At 37.3% G+C, this 17,718-nt stretch carries 9 protein-coding genes; 5 read left to right on the forward strand and 4 right to left on the reverse strand.

Annotation, left to right across the window (positions count from 1 at the left end; genetic code table 11):
* The first annotated feature begins 57 nt into the window (after positions 1-57).
* From ACFSAH_RS02635 to ACFSAH_RS02655, 5 genes are all read left to right on the forward strand, one after another.
* A complete protein-coding gene (locus ACFSAH_RS02635; RefSeq protein ID WP_379661140.1) occupies positions 58-4,095 on the forward strand; it encodes a hybrid sensor histidine kinase/response regulator transcription factor in 4,038 nt (1,345 codons plus the stop codon).
* Between the two features lie 209 nt (positions 4,096-4,304).
* Entirely contained in the window at positions 4,305-5,795 is a 1,491-nt protein-coding gene (locus ACFSAH_RS02640; protein ID WP_379661141.1) for an alginate lyase family protein, read from the forward strand.
* Positions 5,796-5,855: 60 nt separating this feature from the next.
* Entirely contained in the window at positions 5,856-7,076 is a 1,221-nt protein-coding gene (locus tag ACFSAH_RS02645) for a BACON domain-containing protein (RefSeq protein ID WP_379661142.1), read from the forward strand.
* 129 nt (positions 7,077-7,205) lie between these two features.
* Entirely contained in the window at positions 7,206-7,910 is a 705-nt protein-coding gene (locus ACFSAH_RS02650) for a DUF6250 domain-containing protein (protein WP_379661143.1), read from the forward strand.
* A complete protein-coding gene (locus tag ACFSAH_RS02655; RefSeq protein WP_379661144.1) occupies positions 7,910-9,331 on the forward strand; it encodes a sialate O-acetylesterase in 1,422 nt (473 codons plus the stop codon). The genes ACFSAH_RS02650 and ACFSAH_RS02655 overlap by 1 nt, the downstream gene beginning before the upstream one ends.
* Positions 9,332-9,397: 66 nt before the next feature.
* Here the strand turns inward: ACFSAH_RS02655 and ACFSAH_RS02660 are convergent, their stop codons facing one another.
* From ACFSAH_RS02660 to ACFSAH_RS02675, 4 genes are all read right to left on the reverse strand, one after another.
* Complete coding sequence (locus tag ACFSAH_RS02660; RefSeq protein ID WP_379661145.1) at positions 9,398-10,099, reverse strand: hypothetical protein; 702 nt, start codon at positions 10,097-10,099, stop codon at positions 9,398-9,400.
* Between the two features lie 247 nt (positions 10,100-10,346).
* Entirely contained in the window at positions 10,347-14,633 is a 4,287-nt protein-coding gene (locus tag ACFSAH_RS02665; RefSeq protein ID WP_379661146.1) for a sialate O-acetylesterase, read from the reverse strand.
* A gap of 61 nt (positions 14,634-14,694) precedes the next feature.
* Positions 14,695-16,227, reverse strand: coding sequence for a cadherin-like domain-containing protein (locus tag ACFSAH_RS02670; protein ID WP_379661147.1), 1,533 nt, complete (start codon positions 16,225-16,227; stop codon positions 14,695-14,697).
* A gap of 6 nt (positions 16,228-16,233) precedes the next feature.
* Entirely contained in the window at positions 16,234-17,706 is a 1,473-nt protein-coding gene (locus ACFSAH_RS02675) for a RagB/SusD family nutrient uptake outer membrane protein (RefSeq protein ID WP_379661148.1), read from the reverse strand.
* Between the last annotated feature and the right edge of the window lie 12 nt (positions 17,707-17,718).

The following is a 17,718-nucleotide window of genomic DNA, read 5'->3' on the forward strand; positions in this document are numbered from 1 at the left end:
GGCTTATTAATCTAAATTATTATCTGTTACATTTTCGTTATCTAATAAGTTAGCGCTATGAAGGGATGTGCAAAACTATTATTTGCTAAGATTTTCTGCTTGTATTTTATTTCCGGGTATTGTGCGGATGTGCAACTGCAACATCTTGCAGTTGACCTCCAGTTTTCTAAAATGACTGTGAACGGGCTTTATCAGGATGAATACGGTGTATTATGGGTTGGTACCAAAGACGGTGTAAAAAAATATACCGGAAATAGAATAGAATCGGTTAATTTAATGGGGATGAACAACTGGGTACAATCTAACTTTGTACCCACAGTGTGCGGTAGCAAAAAAGGACAGTTATATGTAAACACTGATTATCATATTATTGAATACGACCTGAAACAAGAGAAATCCAAAATCATTTTCAAACAGGGAAATACACAGACACTTCCTTCCCTTACGTTCCATTACGGACTAAATAGATTATGGATTGGCATGAAAGACAGTATTTTTAGTTACGATGGCAGAAAGTCTGTATTAAAGTATGTGTTAAACAAAAACAACTCTACTATATCTGCCATGAAAGAATCTTCTTCCGGGAAACTTTATGCCGGGACTAAAAATGGCGGCGTTTTCTGTTTTGAAAAGTCCGGAGCAAAAAGAAGAGTATTACCTTTAAAAACAGAAGTGATCTCTATTAATGAAGACAGTAAACATAATATCTGGATTGCTACATTTAATGAAGGCTTATTCTGTATTTCTATGGATGGCAAGATTAAACAATATCAGGCTCCATTATTATCCAGCAATTACGTACGGGCAGTTTGTGAGGACGATAATGGCGACATTTGGATAGGAACGATGCTTGGTTTAGATATTTTAAATACTAAAACAGGTAGCATAAGCCACCAGGGGCTTGCCGAAAAAGGTAAACCGGGATTGAGCAACCTATCTGTTTGGATTATTACCAAGGATGACCAGGGAACAATGTGGATTGGTACTTACTATGGCGGTTTAGACTATTACAATTACAGGAAGAACATCTTTAAATATTATGATCTGGGTTTTGAACAAAGAGAAGGTCCTATTGTAAGTAAGATTGTAGAAGATAAAAGCGGCATTCTATGGATTGGTACGGAAGGCAGGGGACTCATTTCCTATAATCCTCTGCGGGATACTTACAGATATTATACTAAAGAACAAAAGACCATTCCTCATAATAATATCAAGTCTTTGTATTATGATCAGCAAGATCATATTGTGTGGATAGGTACGCATCTTGGAGGCCTTAGTGCTTATTCTTCAGAGACCAGAGAATTTACGAATTATACCATTGATCCGCTGGATAATACCAAACGATCGGAAATTGTACAAGCTATTGTCAGGTACAAGAACCTGCTGTTTATAGGTACACTCTCCGGCATGTACTATATGGATTTAAATACCGGAAATATCCACAAGATCAAAATTCTTGATAAATATATTTATGCTGTCAATTCGCTCATGATAGATAAAAATAAAACATTATGGATTGGCGGAAACACGTTATGCAATTATAACATCAAACAAAATTATGTCCGCAGCTTTGACAGACGAATATTTCAGCTAACATCTTCTTCAAAAAACACCATTACCGCACTTTTTGCCAAAGAAAATGGCAACATAATTATTGGTACTGCCGGATCGGGGATTTTAATATACAATCCTGAGACAGAATATTTTAGCCAAATTAGCAGGAAGAACAGTAATATCTCCAGTGATTACATAAGCGCTATACGATCGTTACAAAATAATTATCTATTGGTATCAGGAGCCAATGGTCTGTCCTGTATAGACATTAAAGACAAGAGCTGCTATAACTATGATTTGCAAAATGGTTTTGTACTTAGCTCCATGATTCCGGGCGATATTATAAAAGACAGCCATCAACAAATAGTAATGGGCGGATTGAATGGTATGGCAACAGTAAAGGAAAACAGCCTGTTTTCTAAAAAACTACCTGTAAAAATCTATTTTTCAAAGCTGTGGGTAAATAATAAAGAGGTAGCAACAGACAGCTCTTCCGGGATATTATCGCAAACCTTACAAAACACAACGCAATTAAAACTTAAACATGATGAAAACAATATTGCAATAGAAACAGGCAACAACAACTTTGTTAATTTAGGGCAACCGCAATACCAATATACTTTGGAAGGTTATGATGAACAATGGATTGATTTTCGCCCTCAGGGAACCATAAGATATATGAATTTACCTTATGGTGATTATGTCTTAAAAGTCAGGAATAAGCTGTTTGGAGAGCAATCAAAATCTGAGGAAATACGGATGGGAATTTCTGTAATCCCTCCAGTTTATGCCACATGGTACGCTTATTTATTTTACATCATTGCAGGTTTGAGTGTTGCAGGAAGTATTTTCTATTTTTATTATTCCAGACTGGCCTTACGTTCATCGCTTGAATTAGAGAGAAGAGATCAGCAACAAAAAGATGCCATTAACGAATCTAAGATGCGTTTTCTGGGAAACATTTCTCATGAACTAAAAACACCAGTCACCTTAATATCCGGTCAGTTAGAGCTTATTCTGATGTCCAAAAATACAACTCCCGCCATTAAAAATAACCTTAAGGAAGTACATAACAGGGCATCCAAAATGTCTCAGTTAATCAACGAGCTATTAGATTTTTTGAAATACAATAAAGAGATTTTTAAATTAAAAGTTTCGCAGCAAAGTATTGTACAATTTACACAAGAGATTTACGATTCTTTTACCAGTTATGCCAACTTAAGAAAAATCAATTTTGATTTTAAGTATGAAGGGGAGCATATATTTTTATGGTTTGACCACATACAACTGCAAAAGGTATTTAACAATATACTTTCTAACGCATTTAAATTTACACCCGAAGGGGGGCAGATAGAAATTGCAATAAATACTACTGAAACTGCTGTAGAAATATTATTTCAAGATAGCGGAATTGGCATTCCGGAAGAGATGACCGAAAAGATATTCGACCGATTTTTTCAGGTAAATAATCCAATTAATGCTGATCTATCTAATACAGGTGCAGGAATTGGCTTGTCCCTGGCGCTTAACATTGTTAAAAGCCATTACGGAAAAATAAAGTTAAGTAGTGAAGAAGGAAAAGGCAGCCTCTTTATAGTAGAATTGCCACTGGGCAATCATCATTTTAAGAATGATGCCAACGTTGAAGTTATTGAGAATGAAAAACAATATGAGCCTGTAGTAATTGAGATATTGGATGAGGATAAGGAATTTATAGATGATCTTATAGAAGAGCAAAAAGAGATTCTGCAACAGCAGGCCAGTATATTAATTGTTGAAGACGATGAAGAGATCAGAAAACTACTGATCAAAATATTTGAACCATTATTTAATGTTTATGAAGCAAATAATGGAGAGGATGCTTTTAAAATAGCTCAAAATAGTTCTCCCGATCTTATCCTTTCGGATGTAATGATGTCGGGAATTTCAGGTATTAATCTTTGTGCCAGAATAAAAAACAACTTCGATACCAGTCATATTCCGGTTGTACTACTGACAGCTTTAAGCAGCAGAGATCAAAATATCATTGGATATAATAGCGGAGCTGATGATTATATAACAAAACCTTTTGATATTCGTTTGTTAATTACACGCTGTGTAGCACTATTAAATAACCGTATAAAACTACAGGAAAAATATCGGAAACAGGGGAATAACAATACCGCACAAGTTGCTCTAAATCCACTGGATCAGGAATTTATAGATAAATCCATCAAAATTATAGAAGACAATATAGTCTCCGGGAATATAGATGTAGAGCTGCTTTGTAGTGAACTGGCTATCAGCAGGACAAAATTATTCCTGAAAATGAAAGGTATTACCGGGCAAACGCCACATGATTTTATCCAGAACATTAAGCTTAATACGGCAGCGAAAATGCTTCGCGAAAATCAGGAACATAATATTAGTGACATTGCCTATCACTTAGGATTTAGCTCATTAAATTATTTCGGCAAATCGTTCAAAGATTATTTCGGTGTTTCTCCTTCGGCATATCGCAAATCATTTCTGGATAAATTAGATAAGGGAGAACAAGACTAATAGGCCTTTTAAACAGCCATTAAAGTTATTCCCGACGATTTTGCTGTACATTTTTATGTAATCTTATGTACGATTATAATGTATTAAAGCCATTTGCATAAGCTACTTTTGAACTTGGTAACCATTATAAACTAATTTACAAATGCTGTTTATCCTTATACAGAGCAATACTCTTAAAGGATACCAATTTGACCAAAAAATTAAAAGTCATGAAAAAGCAAGTTAAGATGAACGCGAAATTAATCGTTATGTTGCTGGTACTCTATCAGTCTGTTAGTTGTACTAAAAAAGATGCTGATACTGGCAGCTCAGAAATATCTCTAATATCCGGAAAAGTGATGGAGGTAGGATTTGAAGGAGGAGAAAAAAGCGTAAAGTTTGTTGCCGATGCTTCATGGAACATCTCTTCTGATGTATCCTGGATTACGTTTTTAAGCCCAACCGAGGGAAAAGGAAATGCTATTATTAAAATTAATGCTTTAAGAAATGAGGGTTCTTTACGTATCGGAAAATTAACCGTTAATGTGAAAGGGGTGCCAACAATAATAGAAGTAACACAAATGGCAAAATCTGTAGCAATGGATTTCAAGCACCCATCTATTTTATACACCGCCCAGGAATTGTTGGATTTAAAAACAAAGATCAATAATAATACATCGCCCAGTATTACAACAACATATAACAATTTAATGAACCGCTGTAATACCGCTTTAAACTATATAACAAACCCGTACACAGGAACTAATCCCGCAGATTTTATCAGTGCAAGTTATATTCCCGCTTCATATTCAAGAGATTTAGCAATGGCATATTGGTTTACAGGCGATAAAAAATACGCCCAAAAGTCTATAGAAATTATAAAAGAGTGGGCAATCAAATGTAAAGGAATTCAATATGTATCTAATGCGGGGAACAGCATGTACCTAACCAGAGGAATGTTTCCTATGCTTTGTGCTTATGATATGCTTGTAGAGGAAGATATTATGGATGAACAAACCAAAACAATTATTTTAGATTGGTTTGGCATACTTTATACAGAAGCGCTGGCGAGCATTCAACTATGGGAAAACAACGATTACTTTAATAAGCAATATTATCAAAATCACCTGGTAGCTCATACCATGGGGATCATGATGTTAGGCTTTGTTACTGAAGACGAGGCTATGATTCAGTATGCGTTAAACTCTCCAAGCAACCCAAGAGACATGTACGAGTTAATTCAGGGATGTATATTCATGCCCGGAGACCAACCCTGCGAAAGAGAAAACCCTAACGCTGCTCCACCTGCAAGAGGAGAAATCTACGACAGATATCGCCATAAAACAGGTCCAGTAAGGGGTTTGCAATATGCGCACCTTACACAAACTCTATTAACAACAGTAGCAAGAATGTGCCATAATAATGGCATCGACCTATTTGCTTATACTGCTCCAACAGGCGAAAATCTACTATTCCCGTTTGAGTACTACAGCGATTTCTATCGTGAGATGGATTCTTGTATAAAATCTGGTTTTTATTGCGGAGAGACAGATAGAATGACAAAAGCGGGCGATAATCCGGGCATGTACGAATTAGGATTAAGATACTTCCCGAATAGTGCACCTGTAAAAGCTCTTATTAATTCAGGACGATTCAATAGAGAAACAGCTTACATGGACTTACTGGGCTTCACCAGATTTTTTTCTGCATCTGTTAATTAAATCATTATTCATAATAACCTAAATATGAAACGAAATTTATTGAACAAATCAAGGGAAAACATGAAAAAGAATACAGGTAAAATAGCTTCCCTGATGATGTTTCTAATTCTATTACAAGCTTGTGATAAGAAGGAAGAGTTGGTAAATAAACCTACACTTTATGTAAAAACATCTGGTTTTTCTGAAGTAAGTACTTATGGCAATACTTTAGAAGTTGAGTTTTTATCTAACATGGATTGGAGCGTTTCTTCCAATGCAGATTGGATATCTTTCCCGGACGGAACGACAGGTAGTCAGAGTGGCACATTTAAAGCACTTGTTTCCAGAAATGAATCAGGTGAAGAGAGATCTGCAACCATAACCATGATTGCCGGAGATATTACCAAAACTATTTTAGTAGAACAGCAGTACAGAGATACCGCTACTCCTCAATTGACTATTACCACCCAAGGTCCTATAAACGTAGATTACCAAAATAATTCAAAATCAATTGCATTTATATGTAACATGCAATGGACTGCTTCCAGCGATGCAGACTGGATAACCTTTGATGGAGCAAACTCGGGTTTAGAAGACGGAACTGTGAAAATTTCCATAGCAAATAATGAAGGAACATCTTCCCGTACCGGAACTGTATCGATAACCGCCGGCACTTTAACCAGAACCATACAGGTTGTTCAAAAAACAGAAGCAGACGGAGGTATAAATCTATTAGACACTCCTGAGGAGGATTACAGTTTCGAATTGATTACAACAAATCAATCATGGCCACCTCGTGGGGAATGGGGTGGTTCGGCTACATCTGGTATTGGCAGATTTGGTGGAAGCGGAACAGCTGTAAGAGTTGTTGCAGGTGTAAGTCCTGTGATCAGAACAGGAAAATCATACCTTTTTGTAAGAATGAGAGCCAATGAAACAACAACTTCCGTGGATTGGTTTTGGAGGAAACTAAGTGGACTAACTTCAGGAAAATCATATACTTTTTCTTTCTGGTACAAAACGCCGGCTAATAACGCCAGTTTTGTACAAACCGGAAACATAAGATTAGGAGCCGTACAGAATGTTGCAGATGTGGCATCATTAACAAACCCTTTAAACGGAGAAATTACTTTTGGACATACCGAAGCTTCTGGAGGTACGCCAAGTAGTGTAGATGAATTTAAGCAAGTCTCTTATACTTTTACCGTACCTGCAGGAAAAACAGAAGTCTATATATCATGGGTAAGAAATGGAAATCAGCAACCCTATATAGATGATATGAGTTTGGTTATGAATAGATAAAAATCACAAGGGAGTGTCCAAAAAGTACCGCCTTTTGTCAGGACTGAGCATTTCGACAAGCTCAATGTTACAATTTAGGCTTTTTTGGACACCTTCTATATTTTAAAATAAATTATCGTAAATTTATTTATGAGCCATCAATGGGTTACTTATTTATTTCTCCTCTTATTCTCATCCTGCAGAAACAATACTAAGCGGGAGTTTATTTCCGGATTAGATTCTGCATCTTTTTCAAAATACTGGACTATTGAGGCTGTCGACAGCTTAAATAATCAGATAAAGCATTTTGGAGATACTTTAGAGATAAGAGCTCCGGGAGGATTTACTTTATGGCGAAACGAAAAGCTTTCAGGAGATATTGAAATTAGCTACAAAGCCTGTGTAATGGAAGAAGGTATAGTTGGGGATCGGTTAAGCGATCTTAATTGTTTTTGGATGGCAACAGACCCGCTTTTCCCAAATGATATATTTGAACGAAGCAAGTGGCGAAATGGAATATTCGAACGCTACTACAGCCTAAAAATGTATTATTTAGGTTATGGAGGAAACAACAATACAACAACGCGTTTTAGAAAATACAGTGGCGATTTTGATGCTTTCGAAAAACAAAATTTGAAACCTGCCATTATCACAGAATTTATAGATGAACAGCATTTGCTGAAACCGAACCATTGGTACGATATCAAAATTGAATGTAAAAAAGGAAATGTAAAGTACTTTATTGATGGAAATTTACTCATTGATTTTAATGATGATAGTCCATACACATCTGGTTGGTTCGGGTTTAGAACAACACAATCCAGAATAAGGTTAACACAGTTTAAAGTAATTTAATGAAAACATTTCTTTGCTTATTTGCTACCGCTATATTCTTTACTCTTACATCAAACGCAAAGGTAAAGCTCCCTGCATTATTGGGAGACAACATGGTATTACAACAAAAATCTTCCGTTAAAATATGGGGAGAGTCCGATAAAAGAGGGAAAGTAATTGTCATTCCTTCATGGGATAAAAGAAAATACGTTACTTCTACTAATCAGGATGGAGAATGGTTTACACAAATTGAAACTCCAACAGCCGGAGGGCCTTACTCTATAAATATTTCTGATGGCAGTACCATTATCTTAAAAAACATACTCATTGGTGAAGTTTGGTTTTGCTCAGGACAATCAAACATGGATATGCCTTTAAGCGGATATATGGGGCAACCAATATATAATGCCCTTAATGCAATAACAACCGCCAAGGAAACCGATAACATTCGGTTTTTTAATGTAGAACGAAAATTCAATAACAAAACAGAGAAAGAATGTAAAGGTAATTGGCGAAATGCTTCCTCAGCTACACTGGCAGATTGTAGCGCTGTAGCTTACTTCTTTGCTAAACATTTGCAAACAAGCTTAAATGTGCCTGTTGCAATCATTGTTTCCAGTTGGGGAGGGTCTCAAATTGAAGCTTGGATGGATAAAGAAACACTCCAAACTCAGTTTCCGGAAGTTTCACTGCAAGTTCTTAAGAAAGACATTAAAGAAATTAAAAACCCAAGACCAGAACCTACGCTAATTTTTAACAGTATGGTAAATCCTCTAACCAATTATACTATCAAAGGTTTTTTATGGTATCAGGGTGAATCTAACAGGCAAAATCCTATTTTATACAGTAGATTGTTCCCGGCTATGGTTCAATCATGGAGAAGTTTATGGAAATCTGAAAGTTTACCATTCTACTATGTGCAAATAGCGCCATATAATTATAGTCATCCGGATAGTTTAGAAGCCGCCCACTTAAGACAGGCGCAATTAGAGTCTCTAGAAACAATTCCAAATAGCGGTATGGCGGTAACAGCTGATATAGGCCATCCTACTTGTATACATCCCCCTCAAAAAGACGTAGTAGGAAGCAGATTAGCATTGCAGGCATTAGCAAAAACTTATGGCAAAACTGAAATACCATTTAGTGGCCCGATGTATAAATCTGTCAGAATAAAAGATGAAAAAGTAATTCTTGAATTTGATTATGCAATCAGAGGATTACACAGCGACGGCGCTTTAACTGGCTTTGAACTGGCAGGAGCTGATAAAAAGTTTCATACAGCAGATGCATTATTTATAAATAATACCACAGCCATACAACTAACCTGCCCACAGGTAAAAAAAGCAGAATATTTACGATATGCATATAAAAATTATGGCCCTGTGAATGTTTTTAATAACTGGGCATTACCAATGTGTCCCTTTACTGCAAAAATCAAATAACGCAAAAACTTATTGATATGTGTTTGTAATCTGTTTGTGGTTGGCCAAACATCAAGTTAAACAAAGTTATATCTTTAAGCTGTGATAACTATCAATCGTTATCACCCTAGCCTCTTTTACCATAGCTGCAACTAGTTTTTCATATTCTCTTTCTATATAATTGTCCTGTACCTGTTTTTTTAAATTATTAAACGTTTTTCTTTCAGAATATATTCCTTCTTTTCTCAACAAGGTATAGTGGTTCAGTAACAGGCTGTCGGTCACAGGGATCTTAGTTCCGGTGAGGTAGCGTTTCAGAGGAATTAGCGCATTGCTGAATTTATAATCAAAAAATACCTGTTCGGTGTAAACAACAGGACCGTAGATGATTTCTTGTCGCTGTACTTTCTGTTGCCGCTGTTCGTTTTCCTGCTGCAATGCGGTCTGCAATTCGCCATAATTTTTATAGGGCCATAAATTTTGTTCTTCCAGCAACTGTTGCTGTACTTTTATTTCTGTTAACGCTTTTAATGCTCTGTTCCTCAACAAATCTATTGGCTTTATTCCTTTAAATTCTTTATTCCAGAAATCTTTTACTTCCGCCAGATTATAAGTCGCCGCATATTCACTGTATATTACAGATCTGTAGCGCAGCATCTCACGCTTTAGCTCCGCAGCTTCTATAGGCTGATTATTTATATAGGCTACAGGTTTTGGGGTAGTTGCTCTTGCTGTAGATACAAAAGCTGTAAAAATCAGTAGTGTAATTGTTGTGATGTTCTTCAACATGTTTCAAACTTTATATCATCAAAAGTAACTTATTTCAAACGTTAACAGGGTCATGAATTAAAGTGCATCATCTTAATCCCGAACGCTTTCGTATTAGCGTTAAGTTAAAGATGATGTTCCCTAAAAGCTACCGTCATGCTGACGCAAGGAAGCCTGCCTCGCCGGTCAGGCAGGCATCTCACCATAAAGACACCCTGCATGTGGGATTCTTCCCTACGGTCAGAAGGACGCAAACAGGCTAACCCGCCTAATTTACAAATTTAGCAGTCAGAGTTTTAGCCTGCGTTTGTAAACGGGCAAGATATATTCCCTTCGGTATGGCATTAAAATCAACCGAAAAACTATTATATCCCGAAATCAACCCGACATTCCTCCTGAACAATTCCCTCCCTGCAATGTCTGTTATCACTAAAACGCCTTGATTTTCATCCGAAGAATATGCCTGTACATAAATTTTATCATCCGCCCGGTAAATCTTAAACTCCGGGCTGAATTGAACTGTATTTACAGTAACAGGACCGTATTCCTTCATCTTACCGTCAAAATCTACTTGATTCAGCTTGTAATAATTTATTCCCGGAACTGATGATTCATCCGTATAAACATAATACTGCGTTTTTGTACTGTTGCCATAACCCTCTACAGAATTTATCCTGCTGAAAGATTTACCGTTTGATGAACGCAGTATATCAAACCTTGCGTTGTTCTGCTCCGAAGCTGTACTCCATTGCAAGCGAACCTTATTATTTCGCAATTCGGTAGTAAATGAAAGGAGATTTACAGGAGTAGTTTCTTCTTCTGATGTTTCTTTTTCCGGTGCAAAAGCAATCCCCTTAAAAGTGGTATTTGTTAATGCCGTATTTAATACCGTTTGTGTAACGGCTATATTTGCTGCCGGAGCAGAGCTATCTTCGAATTTGATTAACGTAGTATTGGTTACTCCATATAAAACGGTTCCTTCTGTTGCTGAATATTTTCCGATGAGACCTCTTAACCCGGAAAGCGCAGCGGATCCTTTGTCTTGCCAAACGCTTCCGTTATACCAAAATTTACGTAAACCTAATGTATTATCGGCTATGTACAATAAATCAGGCTCAGTATTCCCTTCGGTATTAAAGAAAGCAAACTGGTAAGGGTCTCCTGCCGTTGCAGGCATACCGGGAAGTAAAGTTGCTGACTGCCCCGTTGTAGTTGGCAAACCCGCTCCTACTTTATATAAATAATATCCTGATGCACTCGAAGATACGTACAACTGTCCGTTAAAAACACCTATCCCTCTTGGAGAGCCGGGACTTCCTGATATTGTTGATGTGGCAGGATTTGTTATATCCATATACCTTACTCCCAAACTGGTACCAATTGCCCAAACATTATCATCATCAGCTGTGGCGCTCCGTAAATTATTGCTGCCCATATCAATAGTGTACTTTGTATCAATGTCGCCATCCGCATTTACAAAACCTATCACCCTTTCTCCCGAACCTGTTGATACGCCCGAATCGCCTAAACCTGCTTCATATCCGGGAATCACAAGACGGCTTGAATCGTTTGACAGCGTCATCAAACCATAGTTGCTGTTTAAATCGGGAGCTACCAGCGCTTTGTTTGTTCCAGTAACTGTTTCCCTTGTGGGCAGGGCTACGGTTCTTAAAAAGTTTCCGCCCGGTGTATATTCGTCTATAAACAGCCGTTGTGCTCCTGTGCCATTTGCCCTTGTGCCATCACCGGCCCTTAAAACTGTGAGGTTTCCGGATGTAAATGTTGTTATTGCAGACGCATTCTGTAATTGCTGCATTTTTGCAGCATATCGCCTGCCTAAAATATCCAGAGAATAGCTATCGAAATGTGTTTCGTCTCCTATATCCGTTAATCCTTCTGCTGATACGAAATCCGATTGGGGAATTTCTGAAATCAGTTTTGGTAATATATTATTGATATTAGGTGACGTCGCCCTGAAATAACCCAATTCTCCTACTATAAAAGGAATATTGGGCGTGTTAAACTCTGTTCTTAAATTGTTTGCCAGCTCTTTTACTCTTGTTATCCACGTTGAAGGATTGGTGCTTCCACTGTTCGCTTCTCCCTGATGGAACAATATCCCTTTCAACACGCCTTTTTGTAAAGCCGTATGTGTTCTCGAAACAGCATCATCATAAGGTTTTAATCCGGTGGCTACATCTGTTGCACCGGGAGACCATGCAGTAATCGCCGTTCCGCCTACAGCGGCGGGGATTAATCCTATGGTAACATCAGGATTATCATTTGCCATTTCTATGGCAAACTCCATTCCCAAACCTACTCCGGCGGCAGATTTATCAAAATGAATAGGGTGTTTTACATTTACCCATTCTCCTTCGGCATTCAGCATTAAAACTCTGGGATGACTTCTGTATGTATGCTCTCCTGCAACAACTCCGCGACCCGCCATATTAGACTGCCCAATCAGCAAATACAAATGGAAATTGGGATTTACCATGGAAGTTTGCCCTTCTCCGTTATATACCCCTATGTTAGGCGCTGTTGATGATGATACCGGATTTCCGTAAAAATCTTTTCCGCCATTGTCCGACACTATTTTTCCTGCTCCCAGAGCCGGTGAGCCGGGTTTCAGTTTATATCCGTCCAATGTGGTTAAACCTGTTCCTCCGCTTCCGTGATTGATAAACATAGGGTCTGCTGTAATTTTATAAGGGTCTGCCGGTTCTCCTGCCGGATGATTGCCATAGAAAATATTATGGCTGAAATCTCTTACCTGTACTCCGCTGCCCGATGTTGCCAGCTTATAAGCCGACGTACTGCTGTTATTGTAAACAATATTGTTGTAGTATTTGTAATTGTGGTCGTTATTCCTGTTTTCTTCAATAATAACCGGCGACACATTTTCGCCCACATAAAATACATTGTTATAAACAGAGGCACTTGTGAAAGCGTAGTTAATATAAACCAGTCTTCCCTTGTCATTCTGGCTGATATTGTAACGAACCACTACGCCTGTATCTCTCGGGTCGGTGCAGAACCATACCAAACCATGCGCATTATCGTGGCTGTAGCTGTATTGCCAGATAGTTCCCGGGCTTATCAAATCGGGGTCGTAAAGGCTGCCGTCGTAATCCGGCGAGCGGTTTAAAAAGCCTTCGTTATATTGGAAAACCGTTCCGCGTACTGTTCTTGAAAAAATGGTGTTTCCGGTGATAGGTGTAATACCATCTCCAATCGCTGTTTCATAACACAGGTTACGTTCTACCAATCCGCCATCTGTCATTCTGATAATCATGGCGTTTTTGGATATATGATGCAGGATATTGTTCCTGATAATGACATTGGTAAACCTTCTTCTTTCAAAATCGGGTTCTCCGGGGTAAATATTTTCCGATACCGATTTGGTTACTATTCCCTGATTTTGTATATCATGGATAATGCAGTTTTCTATCAGGATGTTATTATAGCGGGTATCTACCAGATTATCAGCGCTTACGCCTATAAAAATACCTGCCGTTTTTTTGTGCGCCAAATCATGCCCTATTAATCCTTTTATATGGTGGATGTACAGGTTTTTCAGGTGGATATGTTCTGCCGTTCCGTAATTTGCCAGATTGATCTCCACGCCCCGCCGGTCGCCTTCTGTTGCCGCGTTATTGGTAATTTCCAGATTATTTATTTCCCAGTAAGACTGATTGTAAAGGTAAACCACACCTTCTCCTTCCAGCCCGTTGCCATCGATAAGTGGTTTTGCACCTGTACCGTATTTGTCTATGATAATAGGCATAGATGCCGAACCAGAACCTTTTGGTTTTAGCTGCCCAACCCATATTCCGCCTGATTTAAACAGGATTTTTGTTCCCGGTAAAAATTTAATTCCATTTACTTTTGAAAGACTTTTCCACGGAGTATTTTCTGAAAGTCCATCATTGCTATCTAGTCCATTATCGGCATCTACATAGTAAACTGAGTTATACTGATTGGCCTCCGGTTGCTCGCCGATTATCAATTGGGGTTTATTCTGTGTATTTTCTTTGGAATTGAAAGTCAACGTATTGTTTCCGTCGGCAATATCGGCCAATACAAAAGAAACTTCATTGATATTATTATTAATTAGTTGCTGGATATAAGCGGTGACATCCCATTCATAATATTTTCCAGACTCTTCTACAGTTACACTAGAAAGCTGATTAGCTAATGCTGGCTTATTATTCCAGTTGAGACCACTTTCTGTCCAGCTCACATCATTATCTTTTACCGCATAAACATTCACATTTACCGGTGATGTTTCTGTTTCTTTGGTGCGGCAGTAAAGCTTTAAAGTTACTTTACCTGCTGCAGTAAGATTAAAGGCTGATATATTGAATTTTAAATAACCAAAACGAGTAACACTATTCCCATTTCGGTGCTTTACCAATATATCTGCAGCGCCATAATTTGTCGTTATACTCCCTTCATAAACAGAGACATCTGCTATTGGAAGAAAACTTTGTTCTTGTGCCTTTACAAAAGCACTAACAAAAAGACATAAAAATACCAGTATAAGTTTATACATCTTATATAAGAATTGGTTTATAATAAAATGGACTTCCGTGTTTTACGGAAGTCCTTTATACTTAGTTAATTTGAATAGGCAGTGTTATAATATCTGGATAATACCCGCCGGTGTAATCCTGCACTTCTATTTTCACTTCATCTGAACCAGCTGTTGCTTCGGAATTACATAAATATTTCACCACATTCTGACTCAGCTGATGTTGTGTAAATACGCTTCCTTTTTTCAAAGGAATCCCATTACACATAACTGTCCCATATTTGGGAACTTCGGTGATTATATATTTGATATTTTTATCACTGGTCCCTGTAGAGGATATATTCTGCTTTGTGATGATTTTATAAAAATCAGACAGATTAACTTGTACAACATTTACATTTACATTTCCTATAACAGGGGGAGGTGTACTCTCCAATACAATAAATGCCTTTTTATCTGTATTACCAGTGTATTCCTTATGTCCAAAATAGACATTTGAATTAGATATATTAAATACGCCAATATTAATAAACGTTTCTCCACTCTCAATCGCATCTATGACTGGAGAAGAAATAGTAGTACCAAACCAGGTATTAGTAGCACCAGATGATGGTATCTTAAATTCTGATATTTTTGGTCCCATTATCGGTAAATCAGCAAAGGAGGTTGTATTTTCAAACCAATCAGTTTTCCCATCAGCAAAAACATCAATCTGACTTTCTCCGACTCCATTAGCAGTTCTTATGTGAAACATTTTCAAAGTAGCCACGCCAACTCTGGCTGTAAACTTAGGCTGTCTGATAGGGAATTGCAGATAAAGCCTTCGAGTAACTGTAGGTGTTGCGGTCTTGGTTTGAAAGGCGTCAGGTCCCGTAGCATTAGACACAGAGTAACCACTTACATTTGCAGCAAATAACAGCACAGCGTCTTTAGATACATAAAGGGTATCTTTAGAAGTTGGCAAATCAGCTGGTGGATTATCTATTGTTGCTTCGCTCTTTTTTGTGAACGTTATTGTATTGGAAACATGCGCTATTGCATTTTTGTAGGGCAGATCCCGTGATCTGATTGTTGCACTTGCAGATGCATATCTGCTAACTGAATTTATTTTCAGCACATAAGGATTAGATGCTATAGGCTCCCGCTTAAAAAAGATACTGTCTCCTGTAAGAGATTTAAACCCAACATCCTCATTTTCCGCAAAATCTATTACCTGAAACTTTCCGTCTTCTATGATATTGTTCAAAATAAGATGTTTTAAAACCTCATTCGGAACATCATCAATACTTGTATAACCACTTGTCGTTATAAATAAATTCATAGCAGCATCTGTAAAAGCTACTATTGTGAAGCTTTTATCTGCTTCGTCAAGCAAAGGTTCCAGACCTGCCTTTTTAACAGCTTTTGCATATTGTTTCAGGACACTATACCTATCATCCTGTTGATAATTATTGGATTTAAGGAATTCAGTAAAAGTAATATTTTTTGTATTTGCACCTGCAGATACATTATCCATATCTTCATCCTTCAGTAATTTAAATTTCTCGCAACCCACCAAGGTCACAATAAGAGATATTACCAGAACTTTCAAAAAATTATTTCCAAATTTCTTCATGACCATTTATTTATAATATTCATTTTGTATGATATTGGGATTTTGTCTGATTATTTTGAGGTTAATTGGCCAAACAAAGTTCCTGGGATCGCTATACTTATCAGGCATAAGCTCTATAACTTTGTTATTTCTAACCAAATCGAACCACCTTTTACCCTCAAAACACAATTCTCTAGCTCTTTCCCACAATATTTCATCTATGACCTCTGTATTAGACATTAATGCAAAATCACCTGCAGGTATTGCGACTAATCCCGCCCTCAATTTGATTTTATTAAGCAATATCAGTGCTTTATCTCTATCTCCACTATTAGCTCTCTTCATTAAAGCTTCTGCTTTCAGTAAGCAGATATCAGCAAGACGATAAATGATCACATTCTTATCATTCATGGTAGTTCTGTCGAAACCAGATTTTTCAAAAAATTTATAAACATAACTTTTTGTAGTTCCGGTATTAAAAACAATATCTCTTCTAAGGTCTGACGATGAAATTTTGTTCACTATAATATTACTTGCTTTAAACTGTGACAAACTGCTTTCTCCATATATACCATATATACTGGAAGTAGAGTTTTCATCCATATTGAAAGCTATTTCAAATATGCTTTCTTTAGAATAACCCTCTGTAAACATTTTGGCATAGTCAGAAGTATATCTCTCGGCAGCAGTAGTTCCTGCTAAGGTCGCGTATCCATAAACCGATGCATTTTTTGGTTCTCCCGTGTCGGTAACCAGATTATCAGCTGAAGCTATAGCTTTTCCAGCATCTCCTATCCATAAATAGAAATCTGTAAATAAAGCATCAATTGCTCCTCTCGTAATTTGCGAACGGGTTAATTTACTATTATAATCCTCATAACTATTCAAAAGGTTTCTGGCGGTTTGCAGATCCAGTATAATTTGGTTATGAATTTCTAACATCGGTGTACGTGGTGTTTTAAAATCATTGATATTTTCTACCACTTCTACCGGTTCGGTTACTAAAGGTACTTCTCCCCAAACTCTAATCATATAAAAATAACAAAGTGCCCGTAATCCGTAAGCTTGTCCTAGTATTCGTTTATAATTATTGTAACTACTTGTATTAGATTCCTGAAACACATTATCCTTAAGCATAACGGGCATATGTTTAATGATCAGGTTTACCTGTTGTACCACCTTATACAAGTTACCCCAATCTGCAAACGCCATATTGACATCCAGTCTGTTATTTGCTACATTTATCGACTGCACATTATTTTCCAGATTAAGTGATATCAAATCTGCCCTTGCTTCACCGTAATAAATAAATTCGGTATTCAACGCACCTTGTAACAAAGTGTAAGCTCCGTTTAGTGCCCCATCGGCATGGCTGGGATGCTTCCAGAAATTATTATTACCATAAGAAGTAATAGGATAAGTATCCAGTTTCTTACATGAAGACACCACCAAGCCTATCATTAAGAAAGCACCAATTATTGTTTTTGATATTCTTTTCATATTTGTCTCCAT

The organism is Pseudopedobacter beijingensis, from assembly GCF_042678145.1.
Lineage (GTDB): Bacteria > Bacteroidota > Bacteroidia > Sphingobacteriales > Sphingobacteriaceae > Pseudopedobacter > Pseudopedobacter beijingensis.

Bases quoted from the DNA above. Each gene is read 5' to 3' on its own strand.
- ACFSAH_RS02645 (WP_379661142.1), top strand. From the start codon at position 5,856: ATGAAAAAGAATACAGGTAAAATAGCTTCCCTGATGATGTTTCTAATT.
- ACFSAH_RS02640 (WP_379661141.1), top strand. From the start codon at position 4,305: ATGAAAAAGCAAGTTAAGATGAACGCGAAATTAATCGTTATGTTGCTG.
- ACFSAH_RS02675 (WP_379661148.1), bottom strand. From the start codon at position 17,706: ATGAAAAGAATATCAAAAACAATAATTGGTGCTTTCTTAATGATAGGC.
- ACFSAH_RS02650 (WP_379661143.1), top strand. From the start codon at position 7,206: ATGAGCCATCAATGGGTTACTTATTTATTTCTCCTCTTATTCTCATCC.
- ACFSAH_RS02665 (WP_379661146.1), bottom strand. From the start codon at position 14,633: ATGTATAAACTTATACTGGTATTTTTATGTCTTTTTGTTAGTGCTTTT.
- ACFSAH_RS02635 (WP_379661140.1), top strand. From the start codon at position 58: ATGAAGGGATGTGCAAAACTATTATTTGCTAAGATTTTCTGCTTGTAT.
- ACFSAH_RS02660 (WP_379661145.1), bottom strand. From the start codon at position 10,099: ATGTTGAAGAACATCACAACAATTACACTACTGATTTTTACAGCTTTT.
- ACFSAH_RS02670 (WP_379661147.1), bottom strand. From the start codon at position 16,227: ATGAAGAAATTTGGAAATAATTTTTTGAAAGTTCTGGTAATATCTCTT.
- ACFSAH_RS02655 (WP_379661144.1), top strand. From the start codon at position 7,910: ATGAAAACATTTCTTTGCTTATTTGCTACCGCTATATTCTTTACTCTT.